This is a genomic window from Xenorhabdus entomophaga (assembly GCF_037996725.1).
GTDB lineage: Bacteria > Pseudomonadota > Gammaproteobacteria > Enterobacterales > Enterobacteriaceae > Xenorhabdus > Xenorhabdus khoisanae.
This window is the reverse complement of record NZ_JBBMXH010000069.1, coordinates 1-26,467: the sequence shown is the minus strand read 5'-3', so window position 1 is coordinate 26,467 and position 26,467 is coordinate 1. Positions and strand designations below refer to the sequence as shown.

The following is a 26,467-nucleotide window of genomic DNA, read 5'->3' as shown; positions in this document are numbered from 1 at the left end:
ATATGTGGCAGCTCATCAAAAGAGTTAAGATTTTCTTGAATGCCGCTTCAGCAAATAGTTGGAAAGGAATAGGAAATATGAAATTCTCATAATTATGAAAAGTTATATATTATAAAAATGTTAATTAAATGAAATATTTTCAAAAGAACATTTCTATTCGTAATTTATTATTGATAATCAAAAATTGATATCGAAATATAAACCAAAAACAAGTAATAAAATTAATAGTAAGTTAACTTTGATTTGGATCAATTTAAAATACTTCACAGGTGAAATAATAAAATTGTAAATACTTTATTTTGCCAAAAATCTTTAAAAGATGTGATCTGTCTTAGATCATAATAGTAAACAAACGGGTATATTTCTGACTGTTTTAAAACCACATAATTGGGATGGATAATGAAAAAGATTTCTGCGCTCATCTTGGCTGCGGCTACGCTAGCTCCGTCATTCACTTTTGCTCATGAAGCAGGTGATTTTCTGTTCCGTGCAGGTACAGCAACAGTAAGGCCAAATGCTGGATCTGAAAATGTATTAGGATTGGGATCTTTTGGTGTCAATAATAATACTGAGATGGGTTTAACTTTTGGCTATATGATCACTGATAACATTGGTGTTGAATTATTGGCAGCGACACCATTCCAGCACAAAGTGAGTTTACCTAAAGCTGGTGAAATCGCTGAAGTCAAACATTTACCACCAACCCTAATGGCACAATATTATTTTGGTTCTAGAGAAGATAAATTGCGCCCTTATGTTGGGGTTGGCGTTAACTACACCACTTTCTTTAGCGAAAAATTTAATAGTGGCAATTCCACAGTACAGGCTGCTAATTTAAATAGTTTGGATCTGAAAGATTCTTGGGGAATCGCGGGCCAAGTAGGTTTGGATTATAAATTGGACAAAAACTGGATGCTGAATACCTCACTTTGGTGGATGAATATCGAAACTGACGTGAAATTCAAAGCCGGTGATACTCAGTACAAATATAAAACTCGCCTTGACCCATGGGTCTTCATGTTCGGCGTGGGATATAGCTTCTAACTGTCTGAGTGTTTAAAAGAAGTAAGTTACGTGTGTGTTTGATATAAGAGAGAACCAATGGGGCGTAATTGCCCCATTTTTTGTACCCATTACTTGGGTATAGCAATAAGCCTGCGGTTATGCAGGGCTATTTTTATTGATAAGTTAATGTGATTGTCGCTGTTGCATCCGCTTTGCCCGGTGTAATTTCCGCTTCTGTCTGGATATAACGTGCATGCAATGGAATCGTTATTCTTCCTCCTGACTGGCTGGAACCAGACACAACCGGATGGCGCATTGATATGAGGTGGTTTTGGTATAACATCTGCAAACCGACTCCTTTTGCCGTGACGTAGTCACCATGATCCAATGCCCAGATATTTCTGTTATTCCAGTTTGCAGGGGTTCCATCCAGCGTCAATCTGACATTCACATCAGCATCGCAATCTATTTTGATATCAAAATCCCGCATTCCTGCTGTACTGTTAATGCCTCGGAAGTCACTTTTTTTAATTTCTCCCATATTGACTGGAGTCATCTTTTGGCTGAGAGAACAACCTTTGGTCATGATATACGTATTCGATAAATTGAAAGTATGAACAAGGAGATTTTGGCCTAATTTGGCACGAGTCAATTTTACTGGATTGACAATACCTGACCCCGTTGTTGGCGCAATCTTAATCAACTGAACCGTTATATAACCCCATGATTTACCACAATATTGTTTTTTCCATTGAAATTTCCATGGTGGCGAGCAAGTGACTGGATTGATTGCAGTTCTGGGCAGCCAGCCAATCCCATAATCGGGTGCCCATGTGTTAATACGGATACCAACCCCCGGAACACCGGATTCATAAATGGCATCATGGTTATAGTTTGCAGGCGCAAGATCGGGTTTTTCCCATGTTGTAAGTGTAGGGGGATCGCAGAGGGCAATATTACCTTTTTCATCCACTTGATCCAGACGTATTTCTTTGATAGTTGTCCCGATGGGATGGCTTCGAGGAACTGTAATTGTACCAAAAGAAACCGGAGTTGTTCCGGGCACAAAACCCGGTGAAAACTGGCAATTATAATTTGCTAAACTATCAAAACTACTCATCGTGCCGATGAAAAATATACTTGCCAATAATAATTTCAATCTGTTGGCCATAGAATGATTTCCGCTATTTTTAAATTCATATCAAACAAATATGTCGATACTGTTATTCGCAAGAGGCTTCAATTATGTGCAGACCTGAAGCTGGTTCTTCATCAGGGAGTCGATAATTGACACGACACCCCTGTATTTCTTTGTGTCCCCACTTAACCCATACCTGACCCGATTTAGGAATGCCACTGAGATAAACTTGTCCATCATTGCTGACAATTGCGCTGTTGGGTTCATCAATATCATGCTGTTTTTCCAATGTTGCAGTTGCACCAAATGGGATCTCTTTACCTTTATGGGAAAGTACCATCAAAACGCGATAACCAATGCGAGTCTGAAAATTGGCCAGAGTCAGTGAGCCCTGAGTTGGGATAATAGTTTGCGTATTGATATCAATATCAACGTTGTTACCCATTGAATAAGTATCCAGTGCAATACGGTTTTTCCGATAGTTACTGACATAAGGCACAATGGCATAGCCTTTCCAGTCAGTCTTGATGCCGGTATGGTTTTGCACTTTGACGCCGGAAGCGCCATTAGCACGCACTAATACCAAAGTATCACCCAAAGATTGGGAAAGTGTGATGCCATAAGGATGGACAACAATCCCTCCATTTAAACCATAATTCAGTTGACTGGAGTATTTGTCGTAATTGTAACCAGCGTTGATTTGACCATAGGAACCCTTATATTCTGCATTGATATTTCCGCCAGCGCCTTTATTGTGGCTGGTATAATTTTGCTGAATGTTATAAATCAGTTTGTCATCTTCAAGAGCTGTACCATTTAAACTGAGTTGATGAGATGTATCACTGTTTTTGCTGCTGGTCATGTTATAGCTTACCCAGCTATTCTTTAGCCAACGATCAAGGGGAATCTGAACGCTGAATGAGACAATTTGCTCATTATGAGCCGAGCCGGGGAAAGCACTGTGAGAATAATTCAAACTATAATTGATTGAATTGTAATTTTTGTTATAGCCAGCATTGACATTCCTTTCGTAACCTTTTTGATGCCAGTAATTCTGTTGGAAAGCCGATAAATAGATGGATCCCCAATCACCAAGAGACTGATTAATATGTAGCTGCAATTTACTGCGTTTATTGGTGTTATTGTGGATTATTCCATTAATTGCAGTATCTAACTCATTCGCATCTTTAAAATCGTAAAAATTTTGTGTCGAGTAACGATAACCCGCGAGAGTGAAGTTAGTTCCCGTCCGAGAGAGATCTTTGGCATATTGGAAACGATAAGATTGACCATAAGAACTGGAATCCGGTATTAAATTGGTTTTGGCATAAGTAGCATCAAAAGAAAAGGAACCCCAATCAGAGAGGCTATAGCCTGTACCCAAGGCGATGGATTGATAATCTTTTGCAATCGTGGTTCCGCCATAGGCAGTGATACGGTTGGAAATACCATAAATTACTGTACCCTGCATAAAGTAAGGTTCTTTTCCACGACGGGAGTTAGATTGATATTTTCCTAAAGTCAGGGAGTGTCGCAGGCTATTTTCCCGTAGCATAAGCGGTACAGTAGAAAAAGTTTGCACAGAACGACGCTCTTTCCCATCGGCTTCCTTGACAATGATCTCCATATCTCCTGTTGAAGTTGTTGGATAGAGATCATTGATGATAAAAGGCCCGGGAGAAACGTAAGATTCATAGATAATGTAACCATTTTGCTTGATGGTGACTTGGGCATTGCTTTGGGCAATGCCCCTAATTGTCGGTGCAAAACCTTTTAAGCTATCAGGCAACATATTGTCATCGGAAGACAATTGTATTCCACGAAACTGGAAGCTATCAAAGATAGGTGAGGGCGTGTAACTGTCACCTAATATTAATTGGCTTTTTAGTGCATGGATATCTCTCTGAAGGTATGTATTGATATTTTGCCATTTTCTATTCTGACTGCTGTAAGTGGAATAGTTCCGTAAACGCCATGCTTCCCAATTGGCGCCCATCCTGAGGTTGAGAAAATGGTTTTTTGTTGAGCCGGATTGATTATCATGCCAGTCAATGGAACCATTGTAGTTATAGTTGAGTAGCAGGGACGTTAATCCCTGATCCCACAAATGTGGTGGCACATAGTCCTGCGCCTGACGAGTCAACGCAGCTTGAGGAATACTGATATCCAGTCGCTGGTGTTTGAAATCAAAAGACGTCGATGCTGATGAAATATATTGACCAAGATCAGTGAGTTCCGTTTCCTGTGTCAAATTAAGCAGTTTGGGAAATGACTCAATATTCACTCCCATTTTTTTGAGTTGTTGTACTTTAAGTCTGGGAGATAGCTTATTATTTACAATAATAAAATCGATATTTCCGGTATCCACCTTTTCCCGGTTAAGATAGATATCTACCCAATAATGGCCGGGAGGCTGTTGATCTTCTTGAGTGAAAATTGATAGATCGATATTCTCTGGAAAACCTGAATGAGTTTCCAGCGCATTAATGTTGAAATATTCTTCAGCATAAGCTTTATTGTTATACACACAAATAAATGTGGTTAACAATGCACAGAGAGGCATTTTATTATATAGGCCACGCAAGCTCAGCTTGATAAATAACGCCCAATTATCAGAAATATTTTGTTGAAGATAATGACGATAGTTATCCATGATGATTTTCTAATTTTGTTATACCCTCTATCATTCAAATGATTTTTTGAAGTCTATTGGGTATATAGTTTGTATAATTTTTTTAATTACAGTCCGCGTTTTTCTTCTGGCATTATGCCGCCAAAATCATTAATCGTTTTCCAAGTCACTTGGTTGATGTTTTGAATAGGAACATCCCAGCTCACTTGATCAAAAGGCGGGATCATACCGGCGGATTTGATTTCATAATTTTTGGCACCATTACCGGTATATAGCTCAGAAAAAGAGATATAGTAGGGGGTTGGATTTTCTGCAATAAGTTTGTGGCCATCGGCTTTAAACTTCAATGCCTTATAGGCCACGCTGGCATTGTCTGCCAGGCCCGCAGGGCGGAAGAAGAGTTTAAACCGGGATTTTACCGTGATTTGCAATTGATTTTGTTCTGTTTTGGCTGTAGCAGGAATAGACTTAATATTGAGCCAGAATAAAGATTCTCTGTCATCTGGTAAATTATTTCCGATTTTGACAATCCGTAAAATATTCTCATTCCCAGCCGTTAATTTAAAAAGTGGGGGAGTGATAATAAAAGGCACTTTGGTTTCATCATGTTCGTCCTGAACCCACGATTGGATGAGGTAAGAAATATCAGTTTCTGGATTATTAATGGAAATCGACGCTTCTTTTTGGTCACTAAGATAAACAACACGTGTACCGCCAATAACAACGCCAGCGAGAGAAATATTGGTGCTGAAGATGTAGATAAAAATAAGCATTAAAATGCGAAAGAATTTCAAAATGGCTGCTCCAAACAATATTATTTTTCAGTTTATTAATAAATGAATAGTCAGCTATTATCATTTTTTAACATTGAGATTAACTTTATATTGTTTTGGCTTCCTTGCCATAAATTCCGTTAGTTATAAACGATAGTGAAGTTAGCTACTGCATCACCTGAACCTGGCATCACAACCTGATTTGTTGCTATATATTTGGCAACGAAATTCAACTGTTCAGCTTTTTTGCCTGAAAAAGGCTGTGTACGTGAATTTTCTGCCAGTGGGATCAAGGTGTTACTGTCATTTTCATAAAGAGCGATTGCGACACCTGTAGCTGAGCTCTCTCCACGAGTACTGCTTAACGCTAAAAGCCCTGGATTGTTTACATGCGTTTGGCCATCAAATTTGACCAACGCTCCACCCACCTCTGGCGGACAGTCCGTCAATTTAATACTAAAGCGAGTAGGGGCGGAGGTACTACCAACCTTATTGAATGAACTTGAGCTGATGGTTCCCATATTTACGGTTTGATTAAGTGAGTTTGAGTCAACTTTACACGCTGTTGCGGTAATTTTTCCCGTAAATCTGATTTGCCCATCAGCAGCGTGCGCGGCAGACATAAATACAGATGAAACAAATAAAGATGAAATAATTAACTTGGTTTTCATTTTTTAATACATCCCACCTCTGCCGAATTGATACGACAGAAAAATAGATTATTGAGTTAACGTTAATGCCGTACATTAATACAGCAAATGGATTGTTTAAATTTACGCCTGAGAAACAACAAAAAAATAACAGTTAATATTTCCTTATCAACAGATAAGGTGAAGAATATAGTAGCGAGTAATTAAAAAAGTTCAAAATAATAACTTGACTAACTTCAGTATTCGGAATTTTTATGCCGTTAAGTTGGGATTAATAGAATTGTTATTCATAAAGTAGAGTGTTTTTCGAACGTGAATAAACTTTTATTCTATTTTATAAATTTAACTATTAATTGATGATATTTTGTAAAATAAAAAATTAGATGAACTACATAAATACGTTCGATTTTTTTATTGTTATTTAATTAAATCAAATATTATATTTTTGTGAACAACCCGCGGCGGCTTGGTTTTTAATCTTAATCTTTTACATAAGATGGAATTATTTGCTTTACTTATGTGAAATTAAAATAATAACAGCCAGAAAAGGTTAATTTACCCCATAGTAAAAACTGGTGGACTATTTTTGGAATCAGCAGGGATGTTTTATTGATATAACAAATAAATAACATATGAAACAGAATAAATATTTATATATAGAACAGATATTGAACTGTTTTTATAATTTTAGTTACAACATACTTTTTGAAAATAAAAAACTACAATTATCTGAAACCAACAAGAAAACATCAAAACCCTGCTACATGCCACTACAAAAAACAATCTATAATCCCAAAAGCCCATAAAAAAAAGAGCTAACATTTGCTACTGATTACATCTCATGAACAGGATTTTCCCGTTGGAAATCAAAGAATGGGGGATAGATAAGTATGAGTGAGGGTAAAAAAAGGGAGAGAATTTTATTCCTCCCTTTGGAAAACAACTTAGCGTCAAAAAAAATTGTATTAAGCTAACATTAATGGAATCGCTTATTAATGTGTTAACAACCATGCAGCGGGGATCGTTGTCAGAAATAAAACCACGATAGCCAGTTTTTCCATTACATTCAGTGGATTTCTTTCCGTATTTTGCCTGCGTGCATACAGGAAAACCAATAACCCGGGCGCATATAGCACAACTGAAAGCAGTAGATTCATTAAACCTGACGCATAAATTAGCCATAATCCGTAAGCACAGGCGCCTATTGCAATAGATAATAACGCTCGGCTGCCTCGTTCAAAAGCAACCTTCACTAAAAATGCACCTACAAGAAAGTAGGGAACAAGGATCATTTCTGACGCAATTGAAAGTAGTGTGTTGTAATTGCTTCCGCTTAACCAGATTAAAATTAACGAGACTTGAACCGCACCATTTGTGATCCAAAGTGATGATTCAGGCGCTTTCTTGTTGTTTTGTTTATTAAATACTTTTGGGAATGAGCCGTGTAAGGACGCAATAAATGGCACTTCTGCGGCCATAATTGTCCAGCTCAGATAAGCGCCACAGACAGAAATGATTAAACCAGCAATAATCACAATATTCCCGGCAGAACCCATTAACCCTACCATAAGGTTTGCCATTGAAGGATTACGCATGGCAGCTAATTCAGGTCTTGTGACTAATCCCAGTGAAAGAAGGGTAACAAGGACATAAACACCCAATGCTGAAATGACGGCCAGCACAGTTGCGATACCAATATCTTTACGTTTTCTAGCCCGGGCTGAAACAACAACTGCACCTTCAACACCGATAAAAACCCATAAAGTAATTAGCATCGTATCTTTAACTTGCTGCCAAACCGGAACACCCATTTCAATACCGGTGAAATCAAAGGAGAACACATCCATTTTGAAAGCAATGACAGCCAGAACAATAAACATACCCAATGGCAAGAGCTTCGCCATCGTAGCCAATTGGTTGACTCCCGCAGCCGTTTGTACCCCTCGAAGTACTAATCCATGAACAAACCACAATAAAGTGGATTCACCTATCAACGATTGCCACGTATTTCCATCACCGAAAATGACTGAATGTTCGGTATCGGTAAAAAAACTCAGGGCTGCAAAAACGATAACCAAATAAGAAACATTAGCAATAATGGCGCAGAACCAATAACCCCATGCAGAGCAGAACCCGACTAATTCCCCGAATCCTTCCCTTGCATAGGTAAAAATACCACTATCCAAATCCGGACGAAGACGTGAAAGCAAAAGTAAGGACGTGGCTAAAAAGAGAATACCTATGCCTGTTATTCCCCAACCAATCATTAATGCAACAGGGCTGCCTACCTGCGCCATGTTTTGTGGCAGACTGAATACGCCAGCCCCAACCATGGAGCTGAGTACCAGTGCTGTCAGAGATGTGAGGCCTAATTTTTTTTCCAAAGATACGTTCCTAAAAATAATATAATCGACACGATTAGCCAGGACACTTGTCCTGAATATCGAACACATATTGGACATTTGTTACATCCATGCGATGGATTGCAGAGAAGATTCAGTAGATAAATCTAAAAAACAGGGCGATTCTACGGAGTGAAAGGATTGTATGCAATGGTTGACTATGCAAAAAAATATAAATTTTATGCATAAAATTATGTAGAGGAGTAAGAAAACGAATTAAAGATATTTTTTCTAATATATGCTATTGCCTTGAGAAACATAGAGATGAGTAGATGATAAACATTTTTGATAATACACATTGTGTATTTTACAGACAAAAAACAAATAATGAACAATTATGCAAATCTTGTAAACAAGAAAAAAGGCACAATGTTTTTTTGTGCCTTTTTCATGGTGGGATGAATAACGTTTCGATTATTTGAATAAATCAGCACTGATCGTCACGTTACCACCATTGGATTGCCATTCTCTGGTGACATGGTAGTATTTTGCGCCTTTCTCGGCGGCACGTTTAGCAACCTGATAAGAAACTTCCGGGGCGGTAGTGTAATAACCAGTGAAAGTGATGGAATCAAATGGCACCATCTGAGCGGCGGATGCTTTGTTCAGCTCTTGAATTTTTGTGCCATTCGGTAAGGTTACAGTGTAACGTCCACCTTTTGCAGTCTGGGTTTCAAAAAAGCGTCCAACGACATTGCTTGTTGAAGTTGAAGAAGCCACACCAGGAATTTCTACTTTCTTAGCTTCTTCACCGCCTTTTTCCAGTGCCTGACGGCCTGCATCAGAATCGGCCGGAATTACAGCTTGATCAGATTGAACTTTGCGTTTTGGAGCATCTTCTTTATAAACATATGCTGTAACTATTTGGTTCCCGCCATTATTTGGTGCAATGTCACGAACAATAAAGAAGGAGGCTGCATCTTTCTTTTTGGCCGCTTTGGCGATGGCTTCTTTCATGTCAGGGTCAGTAGGGAAATAACCATTCACCGTTACCGTATCAAAAGGTTCCAAAGTAATTGCTTCTGTTTTAGGTAATTCTTTAATACCTCGGTAGATGCGATAATTAGGTGTTTTATCCGCTTTCTCTGCATCCTTATGATACAAATCGGCCACAACACGTAAATTACCACGTCCATTGAGATCGTCGAGACTTTGGATGTAAAAACTTTCAGCGCCTTTTTTATCTGCCTGACGAGAAACTGCATCAGCAGCTTCATAAATTGCATTAAAACGACCTGTGACTGCGATTCGCTCAAAAGGTTTGAGCTCTGCGGCTTGTTCCGGGGTCAACTCTTTAGCCGCATGTGCAGCAGTAATCGTGGTTAATGAGAACACCGCAGTAGCGATGATCGTTGTCTTCAGCTTCATAAAAAATCCTTTCGCCTTGCGCATTTAAAATATTTATAACGTGCTGAACATTGTTATGTATCACATAGATCGCAATTATTACATGTAATAATGCCAATTGTCGCAAGAATTTATACCTTCTAAATAAACGATTGTCAGTTTTTAGTATATGGCACTAGGAATTTTAATAAATATAGTGAGTTATATGAGATACGTTATCGTTTAGACTGGAAGGTCATTTTGTTTTTTTCTGACATTATGATGATAAATCATTGACATTATTTTCATTGCGTTACTATTTTATATTCTATTGATAGGTTTTGCTGATGGCAGAAATAAAATCAATCTAATCGTTAAATAGGCTTTAACAAGGTAATAATTGGCAATATTTCATTCTTAAAAGAAGGAAACATTATGCATATTGGTGTACCAAAAGAGCGACTTTCCAATGAAGCTCGCGTTGCTGCCACACCATCAACGGTAGAGCAATTGCGCAAGTTGGGGTTCAGCGTCACAGTTGAGACAGGAGCGGGGCTGCTTGCTAGTTTTGATGATATTGCTTATCAAAATGTGGGAGCTGATATTGCAGAATACCGTCAGGTTTGGCAATCAGATATTATTTTAAAAGTTAATGCTCCTACCGATGACGAAATTGCCTTGATGAAAGAAGGCGCTACGTTGATGAGTTTCATCTGGCCGGCACAACATCCTGAATTAATGGCAAAGTTGTCAGAACGTAAGGTGACTGTTCTGGCCTTGGATGCCGTTCCGAGAATTTCCCGCGCACAATCTTTAGATGCGCTTAGTTCCATGGCGAATATTGCTGGCTACCGTGCCATTGTTGAAGCTGCCCATGAATTCGGCCGTTTCTTTGCAGGGCAAATTACAGCCGCAGGTAAAGTACCACCAGCCAAGGTCATGATTATTGGCGCAGGTGTTGCAGGGTTGGCAGCAGTTGGCGCAGCGGGTAGCCTGGGTGCGATTGTCCGGGCTTTTGATACGCGTCCAGAAGTTAAGGAACAAATACAAAGTATGGGTGCTGAATTTTTGGAATTAAATTTCAAAGAAGAGGCAGGCTCAGGGGATGGCTATGCAAAAGTCATGTCGGAAGCTTTTATCAAGGCAGAAATGGAATTATTTTCTGCGCAGGCAAAAGAGGTCGATATTATCGTCACTACTGCGCTGATTCCGGGTAAACCAGCACCTCGTCTTATTACTAAAGAAATGGTCGATTCCATGAAACCGGGCAGTGTGATTGTTGATCTGGCTGCCCAGAATGGAGGAAATTGTGAATATACCGAGGCGGATAAACTTGTTGTGACACCAAATGGTGTGAAAGTAATAGGTTATACTGATTTGCCCAGCCGATTGCCAACTCAATCATCACAGCTCTACGGAACCAATCTGGTCAATTTGTTGAAATTACTCTGCAAAGAGAAAAATGGAGAAATCACCATCGATTTTGATGACGTCGTTGTACGCGGCGTTACCGTCATTAAAGAGGGGGAAATCACCTGGCCAGCTCCACCTATTCAGGTTTCAGCTCAGCCTGCCACCACAAAACCCTCATCAGAAGTGAAACACGAGGCCAGGCCAGAAGAAAAACCTAAATCTTCGTGGCTGAAATATGGGGGGATCGTATTGGCGATAATTCTGTATGGCTGGTTGGCACATGTTGCACCGAAAGAGTTTTTATCTCACTTCACCGTGTTTGCGTTGTCTTGCATCGTAGGTTACTACGTTGTCTGGAACGTCAGCCATTCGTTACATACACCATTAATGTCGGTCACCAATGCGATTTCAGGGATCATTGTCGTCGGAGCCGTGTTGCAAATTGGAGCAGGGGGCTGGGTGAGTTTCTTCTCATTCATTGCAATATTAATCACCAGCATCAATATCTTCGGTGGTTTTACTGTCACCCAACGTATGCTGAAAATGTTTCGTAAAGGATAAGGGGTAACTTATGTCGAATGGAGTATTTTCGAATGGAATAGTCACAGCGGCATATATTGTTGCTGCCATTTTATTCATTTTCAGCCTTGCCGGGCTTTCCCGTCATGAAAGCGCCAAACGGGGTAACATTTTTGGCATCGTTGGTATGACAATTGCGTTGCTTGTCACTATCTTAGGGCCTGACTCCGGTAAAGTTAGCTGGATTATTTTAGCAATGATCATTGGTGCTGTAATCGGCATTCGTCTCGCCAAAAAAGTGGAAATGACGGAGATGCCTGAATTAGTTGCTATCCTGCATAGTTTCGTCGGTTTGGCGGCGGTTTTTGTGGGATTCAATAGCTTTATTTCCCATGATATTTTTGCAGATTCCGTTATGGAAAATATTCATCTGACAGAAGTCTTCCTGGGAGTCTTTATTGGTGCCGTGACATTTACCGGTTCAGTTGTGGCATTTGGTAAATTGAGAGGAAAAATTTCTTCCAAGCCGTTGATGTTACCACACCGTCATAAACTTAATCTGGCAGCTTTGGTCGTCTCTTTGATACTGATGATCACTTTTGTGAGAACAGAAAGTGTTGGATTACAAGTTTTCACTTTGTTGGTGATGACAATCATTGCACTTACTTTTGGGTGGCATTTGGTTGCTTCTATCGGTGGCGCAGATATGCCCGTGGTTATTTCCATGCTGAATTCATATTCAGGTTGGGCAGCCGCAGCCGCAGGCTTCATGCTAAGCAACGATTTGTTGATAGTCACAGGTGCTTTGGTGGGTTCTTCGGGGGCTATCCTTTCATATATTATGTGCAAAGCGATGAACCGTTCCTTTATCAGTGTTATCGCCGGCGGTTTCGGTACAGATAGTGTTTCCTCAGGTGATGAACAAGCGATGGGGGAATATCGTGAAACAACACCGGAAGAGGTCGCTGAACTGTTAAAAAATTCCACTTCAGTCATCATCACTCCGGGTTATGGTATGGCCGTTGCTCAGGCACAGTATCCGGTTCATGACATTACCGCGAAGTTGCGTGAAAAGGGTATAAATGTTCGCTTTGGCATTCATCCGGTTGCTGGGCGTTTGCCGGGGCATATGAACGTGCTGCTTGCCGAAGCAAAAGTTCCTTATGATATCGTTTTGGAAATGGATGAAATCAATGATGACTTTACTGAAACAGATACCGTTTTGGTTATCGGAGCCAATGACACAGTAAACCCGGCCGCTCAGGAAGATCCTTCAAGTCCTATTGCTGGAATGCCGATATTGGAAGTCTGGAAAGCACAAAACGTTATTATATTTAAACGCTCAATGAATACGGGATATGCCGGAGTACAAAATCCGCTTTTCTTTAAAGAGAATACCCAAATGTTATTTGGCGATGCTAAAGGGAGCGTCGAAGCAATTCTTCGGGCCTTATAATACCAAAGAGCCTCCTGTTATAACAGGAGGCTCTTTTTTCCACCATTATTTCATGAAATAAAATGGATGTTGGTTATGTGTTAATAACTTTGTTTTGTTGAATTGAAAAAAACCAACACATTAACCCAGTTATCAATGAGCTGATAATTATCAAACACCAGGTGCTCACATAACCTGCTGATTGAATATAAGCCCCAATTAGAATATAGGTAGGCATAAGGCCAACGTTTCTGATTGTTGTCAATATCCCACTTATGCGCCCCCGATGACTACTTGGAGAATTATTAGCTAAATATACGCCTTCTTTGGTTAAAAGCAGAACCTCTCCCAAAGAAAGGAAAAACCATGCTATAAACTGAATGTTGACTGAGCCATAAAATAATGTCAGGCCATATCCTAGTGCAAAAGCAAAACCAGAGATGGAAAGGCTTTTAATATCACATAATTTTTCCGTTAGCTTTATTATTATTGGTGTGATAATAACAATTAATATACTTGAAAATGTCATTAATTGCCCATACAGAATAGGGCCTTGCTTTTCAAATAAATGACTTAGGTAGAGCGGGGTAGTGATTACCATCTGATTCAACGAAAACCAAAGAAAGGTACATAAAACGCCAAATATGAGCAATCTTGGTCTCTCTTTAAAAACCTGCCATACTGAATCTCCGGTAGCTCTTTCAAGCTCAGGATAATCTGTTTCATTAGTTTTATGGTGATGAGTATTATGACTTACACCGAATAACACAATGAAAACACCGATTAAACTTGCAATCCCATTTCCCCAAAAAACCCACGCGGTGAAATTCCAAAAAAGATAGCCAGCTAATATAGGACCAATACCAGAACCTAAACTGTATGCAAGGTAGCTTAATGACATTACCGCACTGCGATTATTTTTGGATGATATATCTGCTGTAAGTGCATTACTGGCAGGAAGCGCTACGCCATAAAAAAAATAACCTAAGAAAAGTAAAGCAGGTAACATTACATGCCAGTCTGAAAAAAAACCGCTGAATATCAGAATTAATGAACCTACTGCCTCTCCCAGAACCATCACGTTCTTATGCCCGAAAATATCAGATATTTTACCTCCGATAAGATTACCCATAAGAAAAATCGCGGTGATCCCCATAGCCAGACCACCAGCCACTGTCGTTGAGTATCCAAGTTTTTGTGTGAGTAAAAGAAGCATGAATGGCATAATAAAATTACCCAGACCAAGAACAAATTTTGCCAATGCAATAAAATATATGTCTTTAGGTAATCCTTTGTACATCAGTAATGGACTAAGCAATTTCATAGATATTTATATTTTCCCTGTTATTTTTCTGAAAAATACGGCATTGACGATTCCGATAAATGAGAGAAATGGTCATATATACGTCAAACGATTATGCTAAATAGTATATTATTTTTATTATGGAAATCAGACAAAAATATCGACAAGTATAATGAATTTCGTGATGTTGATTGGATGGGGTGTTAGCATCGAAAGCAGCAACTATACCAATAACATACAATAAAGAAGCTGTATGATTGTGTTTGCCTATTTGTCATGATTTTATTATTCATGTTGCGAGATAATTTTACTATGCCATTTTTATTCTGGGATAATATTTTCTGACCAGAATGTTAAATGAATTACATATTCATTGTTTATGTATAACTTTATTCTTTTGATATTGATTAAAGTTTATTTGTTGCTAATTTAAAGTTATTTGATTTAGGCTAAATAATGTTAGTGCGTAACGGCCTGATTCTGTGAGAATTCGAGGAGTGGAAATGGTACTTGGTGATATTTATATCACCGTGCTTTTGATTAATTAACTTAAGGAATTAGCAATGAAAAATGATAAGGTGATGATTCTGCCAACCAAATGTGAGAAAGTAAGTTTATCGATATCACAAGAACAAAAAGAGTCATTTCATCATATTAAAGGTTATTCGGAGAATTACCACATATCAGTATGTTATAAATTGGTGGGAAATTTAAATATTGATCTGTTTCAGAAAGCCTTAAATGCTCTATCTGTCCGTCATGACATATTATGTTCAACTTGGATTGAAAATAATTCTTTTCCGGTTGTTGATTCTCTGAATGAAGATATTTCATTTCCCCTGGAAATTGTTGATCTCCGTAAAATTGATGAGCAGGAAAAGAGGATCGCTCAGGTTATTGATGAAATAATCAATGCTCCCTTTGATTTTACCCGAGGGTCATTGTTAAGGGCTGTTTTAATATTATTGGATGATGATGAATATATGTTTTTATTAAATCAGAATCCTGTTATTTCTGACTATTGTTCCGTTCGCATTCTTATTAATGAATTATGTGTTATTTATAATGATCTATTGAACCATCGGGCAGTTTCTTTGCCGCCCGCCCCTCACCATGCTACTCCGGCAACCTATTCAAGGCTTAACAGTGTGTCCCAAGAAGGGGATATCTGTGCATTTACTCTTGATAAAAATTTAACAAGTCAGCTTAAGCAGATTAGCCAGAAACATGGAATAACCCTGTTAATGACCGTTATGACGGCTTGGGCTATTGTGCTTAATCGGCTTTCAGGGCAGGACAGTGTTGTTATTGGCACTCCTTTTGCCAACAGAAATATTACAGAGCCTCTTACCAATACCTTGCCAATACGGATTGATATTGATGATGACACCACAATTGAAGAATTGCTTGCGCAGGTCAGCTATACAATGGTTAATGCGCAAGATAATCAGGATATGCCTTTTGAACAGCTTGTTGAAGCTATAAGTTCTGAAAACAGGGTCGCTTATCCCTCTGTTTTTCAGGCTGTTATAAATTGGCTGGACTGTTTTGAAAGCGAATATGAATTTGAAGGGATCAAAACATCGCCGATTGATTATTATTCAAATACAGTAAAAGTTGATCTTGAATTGTTTATGTACCACCGAGATAGTGAAATTATCGGTGGAATACGCTATGCAACAGTGCTGTTTGATAAACAAGTCATCGAACGTCAGTTAAATTACTTTCTTATCGCTTTGTGCACCATAGCAAAAAATACAGCTCAGCGTGTTAAAGACATTGATATTTTGCCAGCGGATGAACGAACGCTATTGCTAAATCAATGGAATGACACAGCCGGTGATTATCCGTCAGAACACTGTATCCATGAACTGCTTGAATGGCAGGCGATAAAAACACCGCAAGCCCCTGCATTGGTGTTTAATGATCATATCCTGAGTTATGCAGAATTGAACCAGCAGGCTAACCGATTAGCACACCGACTGATTGCTGAAGGGGTAATTCCGGATAGCCGCGTGGCTATTTGTGTTGATCGGACTCCGTTGATGGTGATTGGTTTGCTGGCAATTTTAAAAGCGGGCGGGGCTTACGTTCCACTTGATCCTAATTATCCAGCGGCACGCCTTCACTATATTCTTGATGATGCTGATCCCGTCTTACTATTACAGGATGAAGTCGGGACAAATAAGTTACATGGCATCTCTGTGACAAAAAAACAGCTGGACATAAATGCTGTTCTGGCAGAAGGCGTTGAATTCTCAGCCGAGAACCCCAGTGTAATGGGGCTAAACTCACGTAATCTGGCTTATGTTATCTACACATCAGGTTCAACCGGCAATCCGAAAGGCGTGCAAAATGAACACCGCAGTGTGATGAATCGTTTGTATTGGATACAGCAAACTTATCAGCTTACACCTGATGATGTGGTGTTACAAAAAACCACGTTTAGTTTTGATGTTTCTGTTTGGGAGCTATTTTGTAGCTTTATCAATGGCGCCAAAATGGTATTGGCAACCACAACGCAACAAAAAAACCTCTCACTGCTGGTTCAGTTAATCAACCAAGAGAAGGTAACCACACTTCATTTTGTGCCTTCAGTATTGACCGCATTCTTAAAAGAATCCGATGTAGCACATTGTGTAACGTTAAAACACCTGTTTTGCAGTGGTGAAGCATTGCATCCGATAACGGTGAAACATTGTCAGGCGTTGATGCCTTGGGCCAGAATATATAATTTATATGGCCCGACAGAAGCTGCGATTGATGTGACGTACTGGCACTGTCCCGATAATTTCAATGGTCAGGTGGTGCCGATCGGCAAACCCATTACGAATTCCCGTATTTATTTATTAGATGACCAACAACGGCCTGTCCCTTTAGGCGCTGTCGGCGAATTATATATTGGGGGCGTGGGTGTTGCCCGCGGTTATCTGAATCAACCGGAACTGACAGCAGAACGTTTTCTGGCCGATCCTTTTTACTCAGAACCTGATGCCCGCATGTACCGGTCTGGCGATTTGGCCCGTTATGATCATGACGGCAACATTGAATATATCCGATTTATGCGTTGCCCTGGCCATCCGTCAATGAAGGATGGGTATCGACTATGGAAATGCTGGCAACCAGACTAATTGCCTTTATAAAAGCAGTTCAACCAGAAGGCCCATACCGAGTATGTGGTTATTCTTCTGGTGGAATACTGGCCTATGCCATTGTTCAGCAACTGCTGAATAGCGGCGATAAGGTTGATTTCCTTGGGCTGATTGATACATTTTCCCCTCATTGTTTCAGGAAATTAACGACTCAACTCAAACATGAGTTTTTAACTGAATTAGCAAGGCAATCAGGGAACGAACACTCCATTGAAATTTCAGCATTATATCCGCGAACTGATGAACTAAGTTGGGTGCAATTGATTGAGTTTGTACAGCAATTAGGATTATATCCCCCAAATCTGAGTTCTGACTTAGTCGCAAGGCATATGGAGCAGAGAGAAAACTATGCGCGAATAGTTAAAGATTATGTGCCGGAAACCCTGACGGTAACATTGCATCAATTCTATGCGACAGAGCCTTCTCCACTTATGCCTGTTGTTACCGGTTCCGAACAGGAATCTTTAACCATGGACTGTTCATTAGGGTGGGGGGAAGTAATGCCTGCTTCTTTACTGCGGCTGATTGCTGTTCCTGGTAATCATTCCAGTCTGTTTGAAGATAAAGAAAATAGAATTGTTTTGGCTCAGGTGCTCAATAGGGCATTAGCAAGCAATGATTACACTTAGTCATTTAGTATGGCAGTGATAATCATCCAATCCGGCATACATTAATGTATGCCGGATTTTTTTAATATCTTTGAGTTATGACGACTCTTTCATTCTGAAAATGGGAGGAAAGGTCGGGCGATAAATTTCCGATATTTCTTCTTACGGATAAGTTGCGTAAGGTCAAAACCTTTTCCTGCCCAATCTGTCGCAATTGATGCTTTTTCCAGTGTCGCGGACGTGTCTTTCTGTGTGACTTCACTTGCCACGCTAGTCGCAAGGCTACTGACATTAAGAAGGTCTTTAGCATAATCTATGGTTTTGTCTACTACGCCTGTATTTTTCTTGGCTCTCTCCATTTCTTCTAATTCAGTTAAAGCATCTCCAGTACCATGTCCTTTTAATCGCAAGTGGCTATCAATTTGTAATCCGAACTCACCAAAAAGAGATACACCTGCGGCACCTAAACTGAAATAAGCCAAAACATCAGATGCTTCAGGATTACTCTCCGACAGGATTTCCGAGGCTGTACCTGTTATTAAAGAGGTGGCTGCCAATCCTTTGAATGCGTAAGAAAGATATGAAGAAAGACTTTTTGTTGCCTCCTCTTTACCGATATCTGTTATGATGGCCATTCCTTTTTTCCGAAAAAAGAAGCTTCCGCCTTTAGCCCGGGCAAGGCGTTCGGAAAGTCCCCTGGCACCACGGAGTACTCGTTGAACCTCTATTTCAGCCAATCCGAACCCTCCTGTAATCCCCAGCCCTAATGATGCCCAGCTTAGTTTATGTGCTATCTCAGGCTGACCTTTCATTTCCTTCACTTTAGAAGCGGTTCCCGTGGCTGCCCATGAAGCCACTTCCAGTCCTGTTTCCACATATCCTATCGTCACAAATGCTGACGTCATTGCTTCAGACTGAGCTGCTTTTATTCCCAGACGTGCGCCCAACCTAATCACCTTACGTAACAGCCATATAATTGGTCCGTGTCCGCTCGGGTCGGTCCGGTTCACTGGATCACTGTCACAGTAAACATACGAGTTAATTCCTCCGATACCGAATGGACTCTCGCTGTCTGGACAGGTGAAACGTCGCAGGGCCGGACTGTAGGCACGGTAACCGTTACCAAGATGAGTGACGCCGGATAATGGATCTGCTCGTTCACCATTAAATCCGAGCAAGGTAGTGGATGGGCCGTTGCGTGGGGCAGAGTTCCCGAATGGGCTCCAGGAGAAGGTGTTACTGACACCGCTATTCAGGGAAAGAAGCGGGCTACCGTGCCGGTCATTACCGGTTAACTGTAAGGCCATCATTATATTCCTTCTTGTGCGGTCTCTGGAAATATTCAGAGACCGTATTAATGTAGTATCAGTTCAGGGATTCATCGCTAACGGCTGATGTGCTCCAGGCACCGGGGATAAAGCGGGTAAACTGGTTCTGCTCTACACTGACTTCATTCGCCAACCGGTTACCATGATAATAAAGTTCACGGGTTTCCGTACTGTTCAGGGATTGCATCACCAACTGATCAAGTGCGTCGTATCCATACAGACTGTTTCCGTCTGAACCGCTGATGCTGCTCAGACGACCGGCTTCATCGTAGGTCAGGGTTCGGCCAGTTTCATCTGTGGTCATCCTGCCATTGTTGTCATAAGCAAGAACAATATTTGCCGGGTAGTGGCTTGTTAAGGAGTGAGCCACCGACGTCAATTGACAGGGATCGTCCGGATTATCGAACCAATACTTTGTAGTGTCGATAGTATTGCCACCACCCAGTGTAGTGACACAGTCGGTAATATTACTGTAAATATCCAGCGTAAAATCCAGTGCTCTGATTTCATTACCATACGCATCTACGGGCAGGGCGCTGCCCGTACAGGTATAATTGGTTAGACGGTTACGTTCATCATAGATAAACACTTCATCACGGTGTGTCCGTACCAAGAGATGTGATACGACCCGCAAGCTGACTGTTTTCATAGTATGTCTGCACAATGCTGAGTACATCACCAGATGATGGCGCAATATCCCGCTGAATTTCTCGGTTGTAATCATCCAGAGTCAGGGTGATTGTCAAGGTATCATCGCTATTCAGGGAAACTGTCTCCTGAGTTACCAGACGACTGGCAGCATCCAACGTCAGATTTACTGATACCTGTGGATCGGTTAGTGTTTTCAGACGTCCATAATCGTCATAAGTGATGCAGAACGTATTACCCGTAATGTCCTGATAACTAAGCGGTCTTCCCTGTAATGTCCAAGTGTACCCGGTTTGCCTGACGTTTCCTGTTGCAGTGGTGAAAACTTCACCTTGCTGGACACCGGATGGCCACCAGGTAAGTGTTTCGCTCTGACTGCCGTCTTCACTGGCTGATAGCAGTTGCCCTGTGCTATTGTCATAGCCGAAGCTTTGTGCCAGGTAGGTTCCCGTCATGCTGTAGAGAGCATTATTCAGTTCCTTAATATAGGTGTAGTTCAGTACTTGCTGGCAAGCATCCGTGGTTGTGTCTGGTACGGTATTCGGATCGGAATAAGTGGCTGATTCAGTGCGACCACCGCAGGCACTTTCTTTTATTCTCCCCAGACCATCGAACGTCTGGGTTCCCATAATCTGCCCATCCAGTGAAACAGTGACAGGAAGTTCGGCATGCGTGAAGGGGGCATAGGTCCATTCCTGCACAGTACCATCCGGTAACGTTTTATGAGCCATTCTGTCAAAAGGATCATAAGTAAACGTGGTTTCATTTTGCATAGGATCGATTTCCTTACGCAGCCGTCCTAGACCATCATATTCACGAATAAAGGTGGCATATTCATTACCGTTTTTGTCCAGAATAATTTCTTTGACGGGAAAGTCCCGGACGTCATACTCTACTCTGCTGGAGCCCAGATGCAGGCTGTCATCTGCCACCTGTAGCTGAGAAACGCTATATCGATTGATTGGATCCCAGTTGTGATAGAGGTTTTGTCCGGAAGACAGAATAGACAGTGTTTGCTGCCCCCAGTCATCAAACTTTGCTTGTCCACATATACCAAAATAATTTGTAATGTCAGTTGGATCGGGATAGTCCCGATTGGCCTGGCTGCTCAGACGCCCCCAGGCATCCCAGAATAATATTGAGGTATCACACCATGTATCTGGTTGACCTGCATCGTTAGCGTTGCGTTGATGAGTTATGGGGCGTCCCATACCATCGTGATAGGTTCTGGTGCCATTTCCCTTATCGTCTGTTTGGGTGGTGTAAATCGCGGAAACGATACCATTTGTAACATCCAACGTATAACTCAGCTCTCGGATGGATTGATATTCCGTGTCTTTGTTCCTGATCTTATTTTTCAGCCGCCCCAGCAGGTCATAGGTCATCTCCGTCTTGTTATTCAGGCTGTCGGTCACAGACCAGAGCTGATGTGTGAATCGTGAGCGGCTGAGTGAGGATGTCAGGGTATGTTTATCGTGCGTTGTCAGGGTATCCGTCTGGAGCAGGGCATCCCCATCAGTCTGCCAGACAGTATCCAGAGTTTGTGTGTAGCTGTCGCTGCCGGTTGCATCATCAGTATTGTAAACAGTGGACTGTTGTTGAGTAGGACGACCATAATCTGGGGAAGTGATATCCTGCTCATAGCTCATGGCACGAACCAATAGACGCCCGGAGGGGGAGGGCACATCTGATCCTGTATGGGTTTCCTGTGCGGGTAGTATTGCGTAGGGCTGCAGCATATCACTGAGAGTGCTCTGTTGCTGATAGCGATAGTAGGCGGTTCTGACTGGTACGTCATCATATCCGTCAATCACTGGGGGCGTGGTAATTTGACTTTTTAGCCAGCGCACAAAACCACTAGGATCCGCCGGACAGCCAGTGGCTTGATCGGAACTGGTGTTTTCTCCATCCGCACTATAATACACAGAATCGATCACGGTACTTTGGTCAGTAGGTTGCCCTTTATCATCACACAAACTGGTTTGGCGGGTCAGATTGCCGTATTCATCGTATATAAAACCTGTCAATTGCTGGAAAGATTGTCCGGTGCTGTCTGTCCAGGATTCTGTCTGTAGTGTCGGAAATTGAAATTGTGCTGGTTGCTGATCAAAATCTTTTCCGGGCACAGCGTAATAGGTGGTTTCCACTTGGTGAGTGTTGTCACCCTGAATAGTCAGTGTGGATAACAGCAGATGATAGTTGTTATAGGTATAAATCGTCGTGATGGCATTTCCATCTTCTGACACGGCTGCTTGTGATTCCACGGTCTGGTAAACATAATCTGTGTCAAGTAAGCCATAAAGTGTGTCACTGTCAGTTGACCATTCGACACCTAGCTGTCCACCGTACCCAAGATAGTTATGATTGGTCTCGTCTTCATTGATAAACGACCAGATAGTAACAATAGGTGGCTGTCCCATACCTGGATCGATCGTCAACTGAGTCACTGCCGGCAAAGGAGATAACCCAGCTTCGTCAGGGAAGAGCATAATCCCGGTATTTGTCTGATAATTATAAATCGCTTCCTTGATCAAACCGGTGGGCATGGTAATACGATACAGGGTTTGCAATCCCTGCATCACAGTATTCAAACTGCCAGCTATTCTCAGGCAGGGCCGCATTTTTCATTCCTGTCAGATAGTTATTACTGGTAAACAACGAGAACGTTTGCTCTTCTGTTGTGCTGGGAAACAGGGTCATGGCCGGGGCGCCATTGTTATCACTGTAAGCGGCTGAAAACAGTTCAGTGCCAGAATCATCTGTCACTTCAGACAGATAGGGATTCCCTCCATCATCTGACCAGGTCAGATGGAGTTGGTGGCCCAGCGGAGACCAGAGGTTTTTTGGTCGGTAGAAGTTGCCACCGACTTCATACAGGTCGGTGATATTGCTATCCCGGTCAATGATGCGATACCAGATGTTACTATCACTATCATATTTTTCTGCCTTAACTGTCTGGATTTTGCTCTGTTTGATATTGAAATATGGTGTACTGCCATCCGAAGATTCCTCAATCTTAAAGGTTTCTCCAGAGCTTAAATAAAGGGTGTGACTGTTTTTGTCATACCAGGTCATAGTGAACATCACACCGATGCCTAGCCCCCATGAATTGTCGGAAGTGGTAGGGGAATAACTTAGAGTCAGATCCAGTGAAGGTCCCATGCCGCTGTTACCAACAAGGGTGGTTAGGGAATGATTAAAGCCAAACAGGCGGGTACGGGGATCTACATTGCCGGAGGAGGCGCTGACAAAATTGGGAGTCTGGGTATAGTGATTTGAACTCATAAAATATCTCCCGATATTAAAAATGACTGACACCCGATAATTTATTTATCAGATGCAGAAGTTTTTTACCATGCAGTGACGCCGGAGACTTTTATATATTGGGAGGAATCGGTTGTTCCTGAAATACTGACTGCGGCACGATTCCCAAATTGGTCGTGAAGATGGATTAGCGGATAATTATTCCCAGATGCCTCATCCTTAAGATGCTCAATATTAGTTTGGGCATAAATAAAGACGATTTCATTGTCACTTTGTTCAATCGTGACTTTAATGGAAAAAATCAGGTTACCACCTTTGCCATCTGTTCCTGAATAAACATTATAAGCGTGATCATACGTTTTTTGGCCTATCTGATACCATGTTCCACCACTTGTATAAACAGTATCCCACATAACAGTATCTTTTTCTTTTGATTCATAATTCGGATATGTCATATAGGTATCACCGTATTGTTCGTTATAGTCTTCTAGATAATCATGGATAACAAATATTCCATTTGGGTCGTCAATAAAAACTGACCATAATTGAACCTTATCATGGTCATGATTAAAGTTGCTGTCAGTGATAGTGTAAGGCGGATTGCTGTTCTTTACCTGAGAAACAATCGGAGTACTTTCTGAGCCAGTAGTACGGTAAGTCTTTGCTGCAACAAAATTAATAGGGAGAGATGCTTGAGGAGTTTGTCCGGTTCCTGACCACCAGATAAATTGTGTGCCATCAGAGAGAGTAGCAGTGAGATTTAATGCCAGATCTACCGTTTCACCTGATAAAGCATTTTTACCTGCATAAAGTGAATAGGTCAGGTTATGGTCATAATTTTCATTGCTGCTACTTCTCTGTAATTGGGACGATGATTCATCATAATAATATTGATGATAGGTATCAGTAACACTGGAAGGGAAATTATCAAGGTAACCGCTGACTGATGCGCCAGTACCACTATTAACCCAAGTGAGTGCTGCTCTGACTTCATCATCTGTCGGTCCGGGTTTATCATTTATTAATGTAAAACTTATACCAACATAGATAGGCAGGCTATGTGCCTCGACAAGATTATTATCGTCATAAGCAGCATTAATAAACAATGTTCCGGCTGAATTATAACTTGAGGCATCACCTGCACCAATAACAACCGATTTGATATGATCGACATTATCCCAGTTATTATCACTAGTATTTATATTGGTTACTACTGTATCTGATTTATGCATAATAACTCCTTATCTATTTACACAGACAACGTAATTTTTCAAAGACTACCTTGGGTTACCTGACCCCTCAGTTCATCATGAATGAAAATGTTTTTAAGAAGTTCTGTTTTTGGGAGTAATTGATTTGGCTACTTCAGGTCGAATTTATAATTTATAATATGGTGAGCTAAAGTGAAATATCATATTTAATGAATGTAAGTGTTAATAATGTGGGTCATGACTCTAAGGGTTATATATTTATGACTAGGGCGTGTCATATACAGGCTCTTAAGAATTAAGTCTTTCAAAACATGCATACAATGAGTCATGTATTCAATCCGTTGTTATTCTTGTATGATCGTCATTTGTTGGGAATAAAAAGCAGCAACGTTGGTTAGTTGGTTATGGTACGCTTGGGAGCCTCGTATGAAGCGAATTATTGCTCATGCTTTCGGTGATCGAAGTCAGAAAACACTTAAGAAGCTGCTAAAAAAATTATCCCGATTTAATATTGTGTTCTGGCGTACTAATAATTTCATTTTTTACAACATGTTAACAACAACGAAGCATCTCATTGGAAAAACTTTTACACAGCGTATTGAGCGTGAAAACCTCACTCTCCGTATTCGAATTAAACGATTGAACCGTAAAACACTGCAGAGCGAGAGCGTGAACTGGTCAGGAAAGCCATAGCTGTCTATTGTCAAATAAATTTGGTTGAATGATATCTCCGAGCCTCCAAGCAGTAGAGGCGTTTGATTGAGCTCAGAATGCCACATTAATTTAAATCCGCCTCAGCAGTAATCATATAAATTTTCACATGTCTATTAATCATACAGTTATGTGCTTTGATCTCCATATGAAAGGTTAAAAATCACTGACTTTAATCGGGCAGTTTTAGCTGAAATACTGTGTTGCATGAGGAGCACAATATGGGTTACAGGTACGGCAGTTACACGGTATTTCAGATTAAATACCATTTTGTATAGGTAACAAAATACAGGTACAAAGTGCTGACAGCAGGTAAAGAGTGACATACTGATGCGGGAATTAATTCGTCAGACATGTGAATCGTTTGAAATTATGTGTAGTGTAAAATAGCACCGTTCACATACTGGTGAGTATTTTTTTGATCTCTTATGGGCAGACTTTATTGTCCGTTTACAATTAGTTGTGTAAGAACAATAAAGGGTCATGTATTGAATAGTTAGATCATTCATTAAACGTAGTTTTCATGCTCAATGAACGTCCCTATCACCTTGTCATACATCTCTTCGGATTTGGAATAGCCAATCGTCTTTCGATTCAGCCTTTTTAGGCGAATAGGATGGGTGAGATTGGTTCTTTCTATTCGTTTCATTCGGGGTTCCCAAGCATACCAAAGTAAATGCTTCGTTTGTTGCATACTGATACCAGTTAATTTTACCACGAAAAATGTACATATTTTCATCCTCTAATTATTTTAAATAAACGGTTAAATTTAAGTTTCATTGAATCAATTGCTAATCTTTTTTTAAATATCTAAATTTGATTTATTTTGAATGAAAAAAAACGCGATGCTCGACTTTTATGGTGAGTTGAAATGACATAGCCGCTCCTTTATAACTTTAAGTCGCCAAACTGAGAGAAATAAAGGAACAAAAGGCTATGTCACAGCAAG

The 26,467-nt window shown here is 40.7% G+C and carries 17 protein-coding genes and 3 pseudogenes; 7 read left to right on the top strand and 13 right to left on the bottom strand.

What is annotated here, in order from left to right:
- Positions 1 to 399: 399 nt before the first annotated feature.
- Complete coding sequence (gene ompW, locus AAC854_RS14570; protein ID WP_340617737.1) at positions 400 to 1,044, top strand: outer membrane protein OmpW; 645 nt, start codon at positions 400 to 402, stop codon at positions 1,042 to 1,044.
- A 133-nt stretch (positions 1,045 to 1,177) separates the two neighbouring features.
- On the opposite strand, the gene AAC854_RS14565 is transcribed toward ompW, so the two are convergent.
- The 6 genes from AAC854_RS14565 to ydgH form a co-directional block, all read right to left on the bottom strand.
- Positions 1,178 to 2,176: a fimbrial protein gene (locus AAC854_RS14565; protein WP_340617736.1), complete on the bottom strand. Its 999-nt coding sequence runs from the start codon at positions 2,174 to 2,176 to the stop codon at positions 1,178 to 1,180.
- A gap of 52 nt (positions 2,177 to 2,228) precedes the next feature.
- Positions 2,229 to 4,796, bottom strand: coding sequence for a fimbria/pilus outer membrane usher protein (locus tag AAC854_RS14560; RefSeq protein ID WP_340617735.1), 2,568 nt, complete (start codon positions 4,794 to 4,796; stop codon positions 2,229 to 2,231).
- 86 nt (positions 4,797 to 4,882) lie between these two features.
- Positions 4,883 to 5,569, bottom strand: coding sequence for a fimbrial biogenesis chaperone (locus tag AAC854_RS14555; RefSeq protein WP_340617734.1), 687 nt, complete (start codon positions 5,567 to 5,569; stop codon positions 4,883 to 4,885).
- Positions 5,570 to 5,688: 119 nt separating this feature from the next.
- Entirely contained in the window at positions 5,689 to 6,219 is a 531-nt protein-coding gene (locus AAC854_RS14550; RefSeq protein WP_340617733.1) for a fimbrial protein, read from the bottom strand.
- A 971-nt stretch (positions 6,220 to 7,190) separates the two neighbouring features.
- The gene (locus AAC854_RS14545) at positions 7,191 to 8,582 is read right to left on the bottom strand and encodes a basic amino acid/polyamine antiporter (protein ID WP_340617732.1); all 1,392 of its coding nucleotides are present in this window, start codon (positions 8,580 to 8,582) and stop codon (positions 7,191 to 7,193) included.
- Between the two features lie 432 nt (positions 8,583 to 9,014).
- Positions 9,015 to 9,968: a DUF1471 family protein YdgH gene (gene ydgH, locus AAC854_RS14540; RefSeq protein ID WP_340617731.1), complete on the bottom strand. Its 954-nt coding sequence runs from the start codon at positions 9,966 to 9,968 to the stop codon at positions 9,015 to 9,017.
- 393 nt (positions 9,969 to 10,361) lie between these two features.
- On the opposite strand from ydgH, the gene pntA reads away from it, so the two are divergent.
- Both pntA and pntB read left to right on the top strand, forming a co-directional pair.
- A complete protein-coding gene (gene pntA / locus AAC854_RS14535) occupies positions 10,362 to 11,900 on the top strand; it encodes a Re/Si-specific NAD(P)(+) transhydrogenase subunit alpha (RefSeq protein ID WP_340617730.1) in 1,539 nt (512 codons plus the stop codon).
- A gap of 10 nt (positions 11,901 to 11,910) precedes the next feature.
- Positions 11,911 to 13,314, top strand: a complete 1,404-nt coding sequence (pntB, locus tag AAC854_RS14530; RefSeq protein WP_340617729.1) for a Re/Si-specific NAD(P)(+) transhydrogenase subunit beta — start codon at positions 11,911 to 11,913, stop codon at positions 13,312 to 13,314.
- Positions 13,315 to 13,387: 73 nt separating this feature from the next.
- Here the strand turns inward: pntB and AAC854_RS14525 are convergent, their stop codons facing one another.
- Positions 13,388 to 14,617: an MFS transporter gene (locus AAC854_RS14525; RefSeq protein WP_340617728.1), complete on the bottom strand. Its 1,230-nt coding sequence runs from the start codon at positions 14,615 to 14,617 to the stop codon at positions 13,388 to 13,390.
- Between the two features lie 542 nt (positions 14,618 to 15,159).
- Here AAC854_RS14525 and AAC854_RS14520 point away from each other — a divergent pair.
- Both AAC854_RS14520 and AAC854_RS14515 read left to right on the top strand, forming a co-directional pair.
- The gene (locus AAC854_RS14520) at positions 15,160 to 17,727 is read left to right on the top strand and encodes a non-ribosomal peptide synthetase (RefSeq protein ID WP_340617727.1); all 2,568 of its coding nucleotides are present in this window, start codon (positions 15,160 to 15,162) and stop codon (positions 17,725 to 17,727) included.
- Positions 17,703 to 18,377 carry a thioesterase domain-containing protein gene (locus tag AAC854_RS14515; protein WP_340617726.1) on the top strand — a complete coding sequence of 225 codons (675 nt, stop codon included), beginning with the start codon at positions 17,703 to 17,705 and terminating at the stop codon, positions 18,375 to 18,377. The genes AAC854_RS14520 and AAC854_RS14515 overlap by 25 nt, the downstream gene beginning before the upstream one ends.
- 89 nt (positions 18,378 to 18,466) lie before the next feature.
- On the opposite strand, the gene AAC854_RS14510 is transcribed toward AAC854_RS14515, so the two are convergent.
- The 5 genes from AAC854_RS14510 to AAC854_RS14490 all read right to left on the bottom strand — a co-directional run bounded on the left by AAC854_RS14510 (position 18,467) and on the right by AAC854_RS14490 (position 24,828).
- A complete protein-coding gene (locus AAC854_RS14510) occupies positions 18,467 to 19,666 on the bottom strand; it encodes an RHS repeat-associated core domain-containing protein (protein WP_340617725.1) in 1,200 nt (399 codons plus the stop codon).
- A 55-nt stretch (positions 19,667 to 19,721) separates the two neighbouring features.
- The gene (locus tag AAC854_RS14505) at positions 19,722 to 20,333 is read right to left on the bottom strand and encodes a hypothetical protein (protein WP_340617724.1); all 612 of its coding nucleotides are present in this window, start codon (positions 20,331 to 20,333) and stop codon (positions 19,722 to 19,724) included.
- Positions 20,278 to 22,953 (bottom strand): RHS repeat domain-containing protein, encoded by a 2,676-nt coding sequence (locus AAC854_RS14500; protein WP_340617723.1) that lies wholly within the window; start codon positions 22,951 to 22,953, stop codon positions 20,278 to 20,280. Before AAC854_RS14500 ends, AAC854_RS14505 begins: the two co-directional genes overlap by 56 nt.
- Positions 22,844 to 23,617 carry a hypothetical protein gene (locus AAC854_RS14495; RefSeq protein WP_340617722.1) on the bottom strand — a complete coding sequence of 258 codons (774 nt, stop codon included), beginning with the start codon at positions 23,615 to 23,617 and terminating at the stop codon, positions 22,844 to 22,846. Before AAC854_RS14495 ends, AAC854_RS14500 begins: the two co-directional genes overlap by 110 nt.
- A gap of 65 nt (positions 23,618 to 23,682) precedes the next feature.
- A complete protein-coding gene (locus AAC854_RS14490) occupies positions 23,683 to 24,828 on the bottom strand; it encodes a hypothetical protein (RefSeq protein ID WP_340617721.1) in 1,146 nt (381 codons plus the stop codon).
- Positions 24,829 to 25,168: 340 nt separating this feature from the next.
- On the opposite strand from AAC854_RS14490, the pseudogene AAC854_RS14485 reads away from it, so the two are divergent.
- Positions 25,169 to 25,500: pseudogene (locus tag AAC854_RS14485) on the top strand (IS1 family transposase); the annotation flags it as partial.
- Between the two features lie 239 nt (positions 25,501 to 25,739).
- Positions 25,740 to 25,890, top strand: a pseudogene (locus tag AAC854_RS14480) (transposase); the annotation flags it as partial.
- 136 nt (positions 25,891 to 26,026) lie between these two features.
- On the opposite strand, the pseudogene AAC854_RS14475 reads toward AAC854_RS14480, so the two are convergent.
- A pseudogene (locus AAC854_RS14475) lies at positions 26,027 to 26,200 on the bottom strand (IS1 family transposase); the annotation flags it as partial.
- Positions 26,201 to 26,467: the final 267 nt, after the last annotated feature.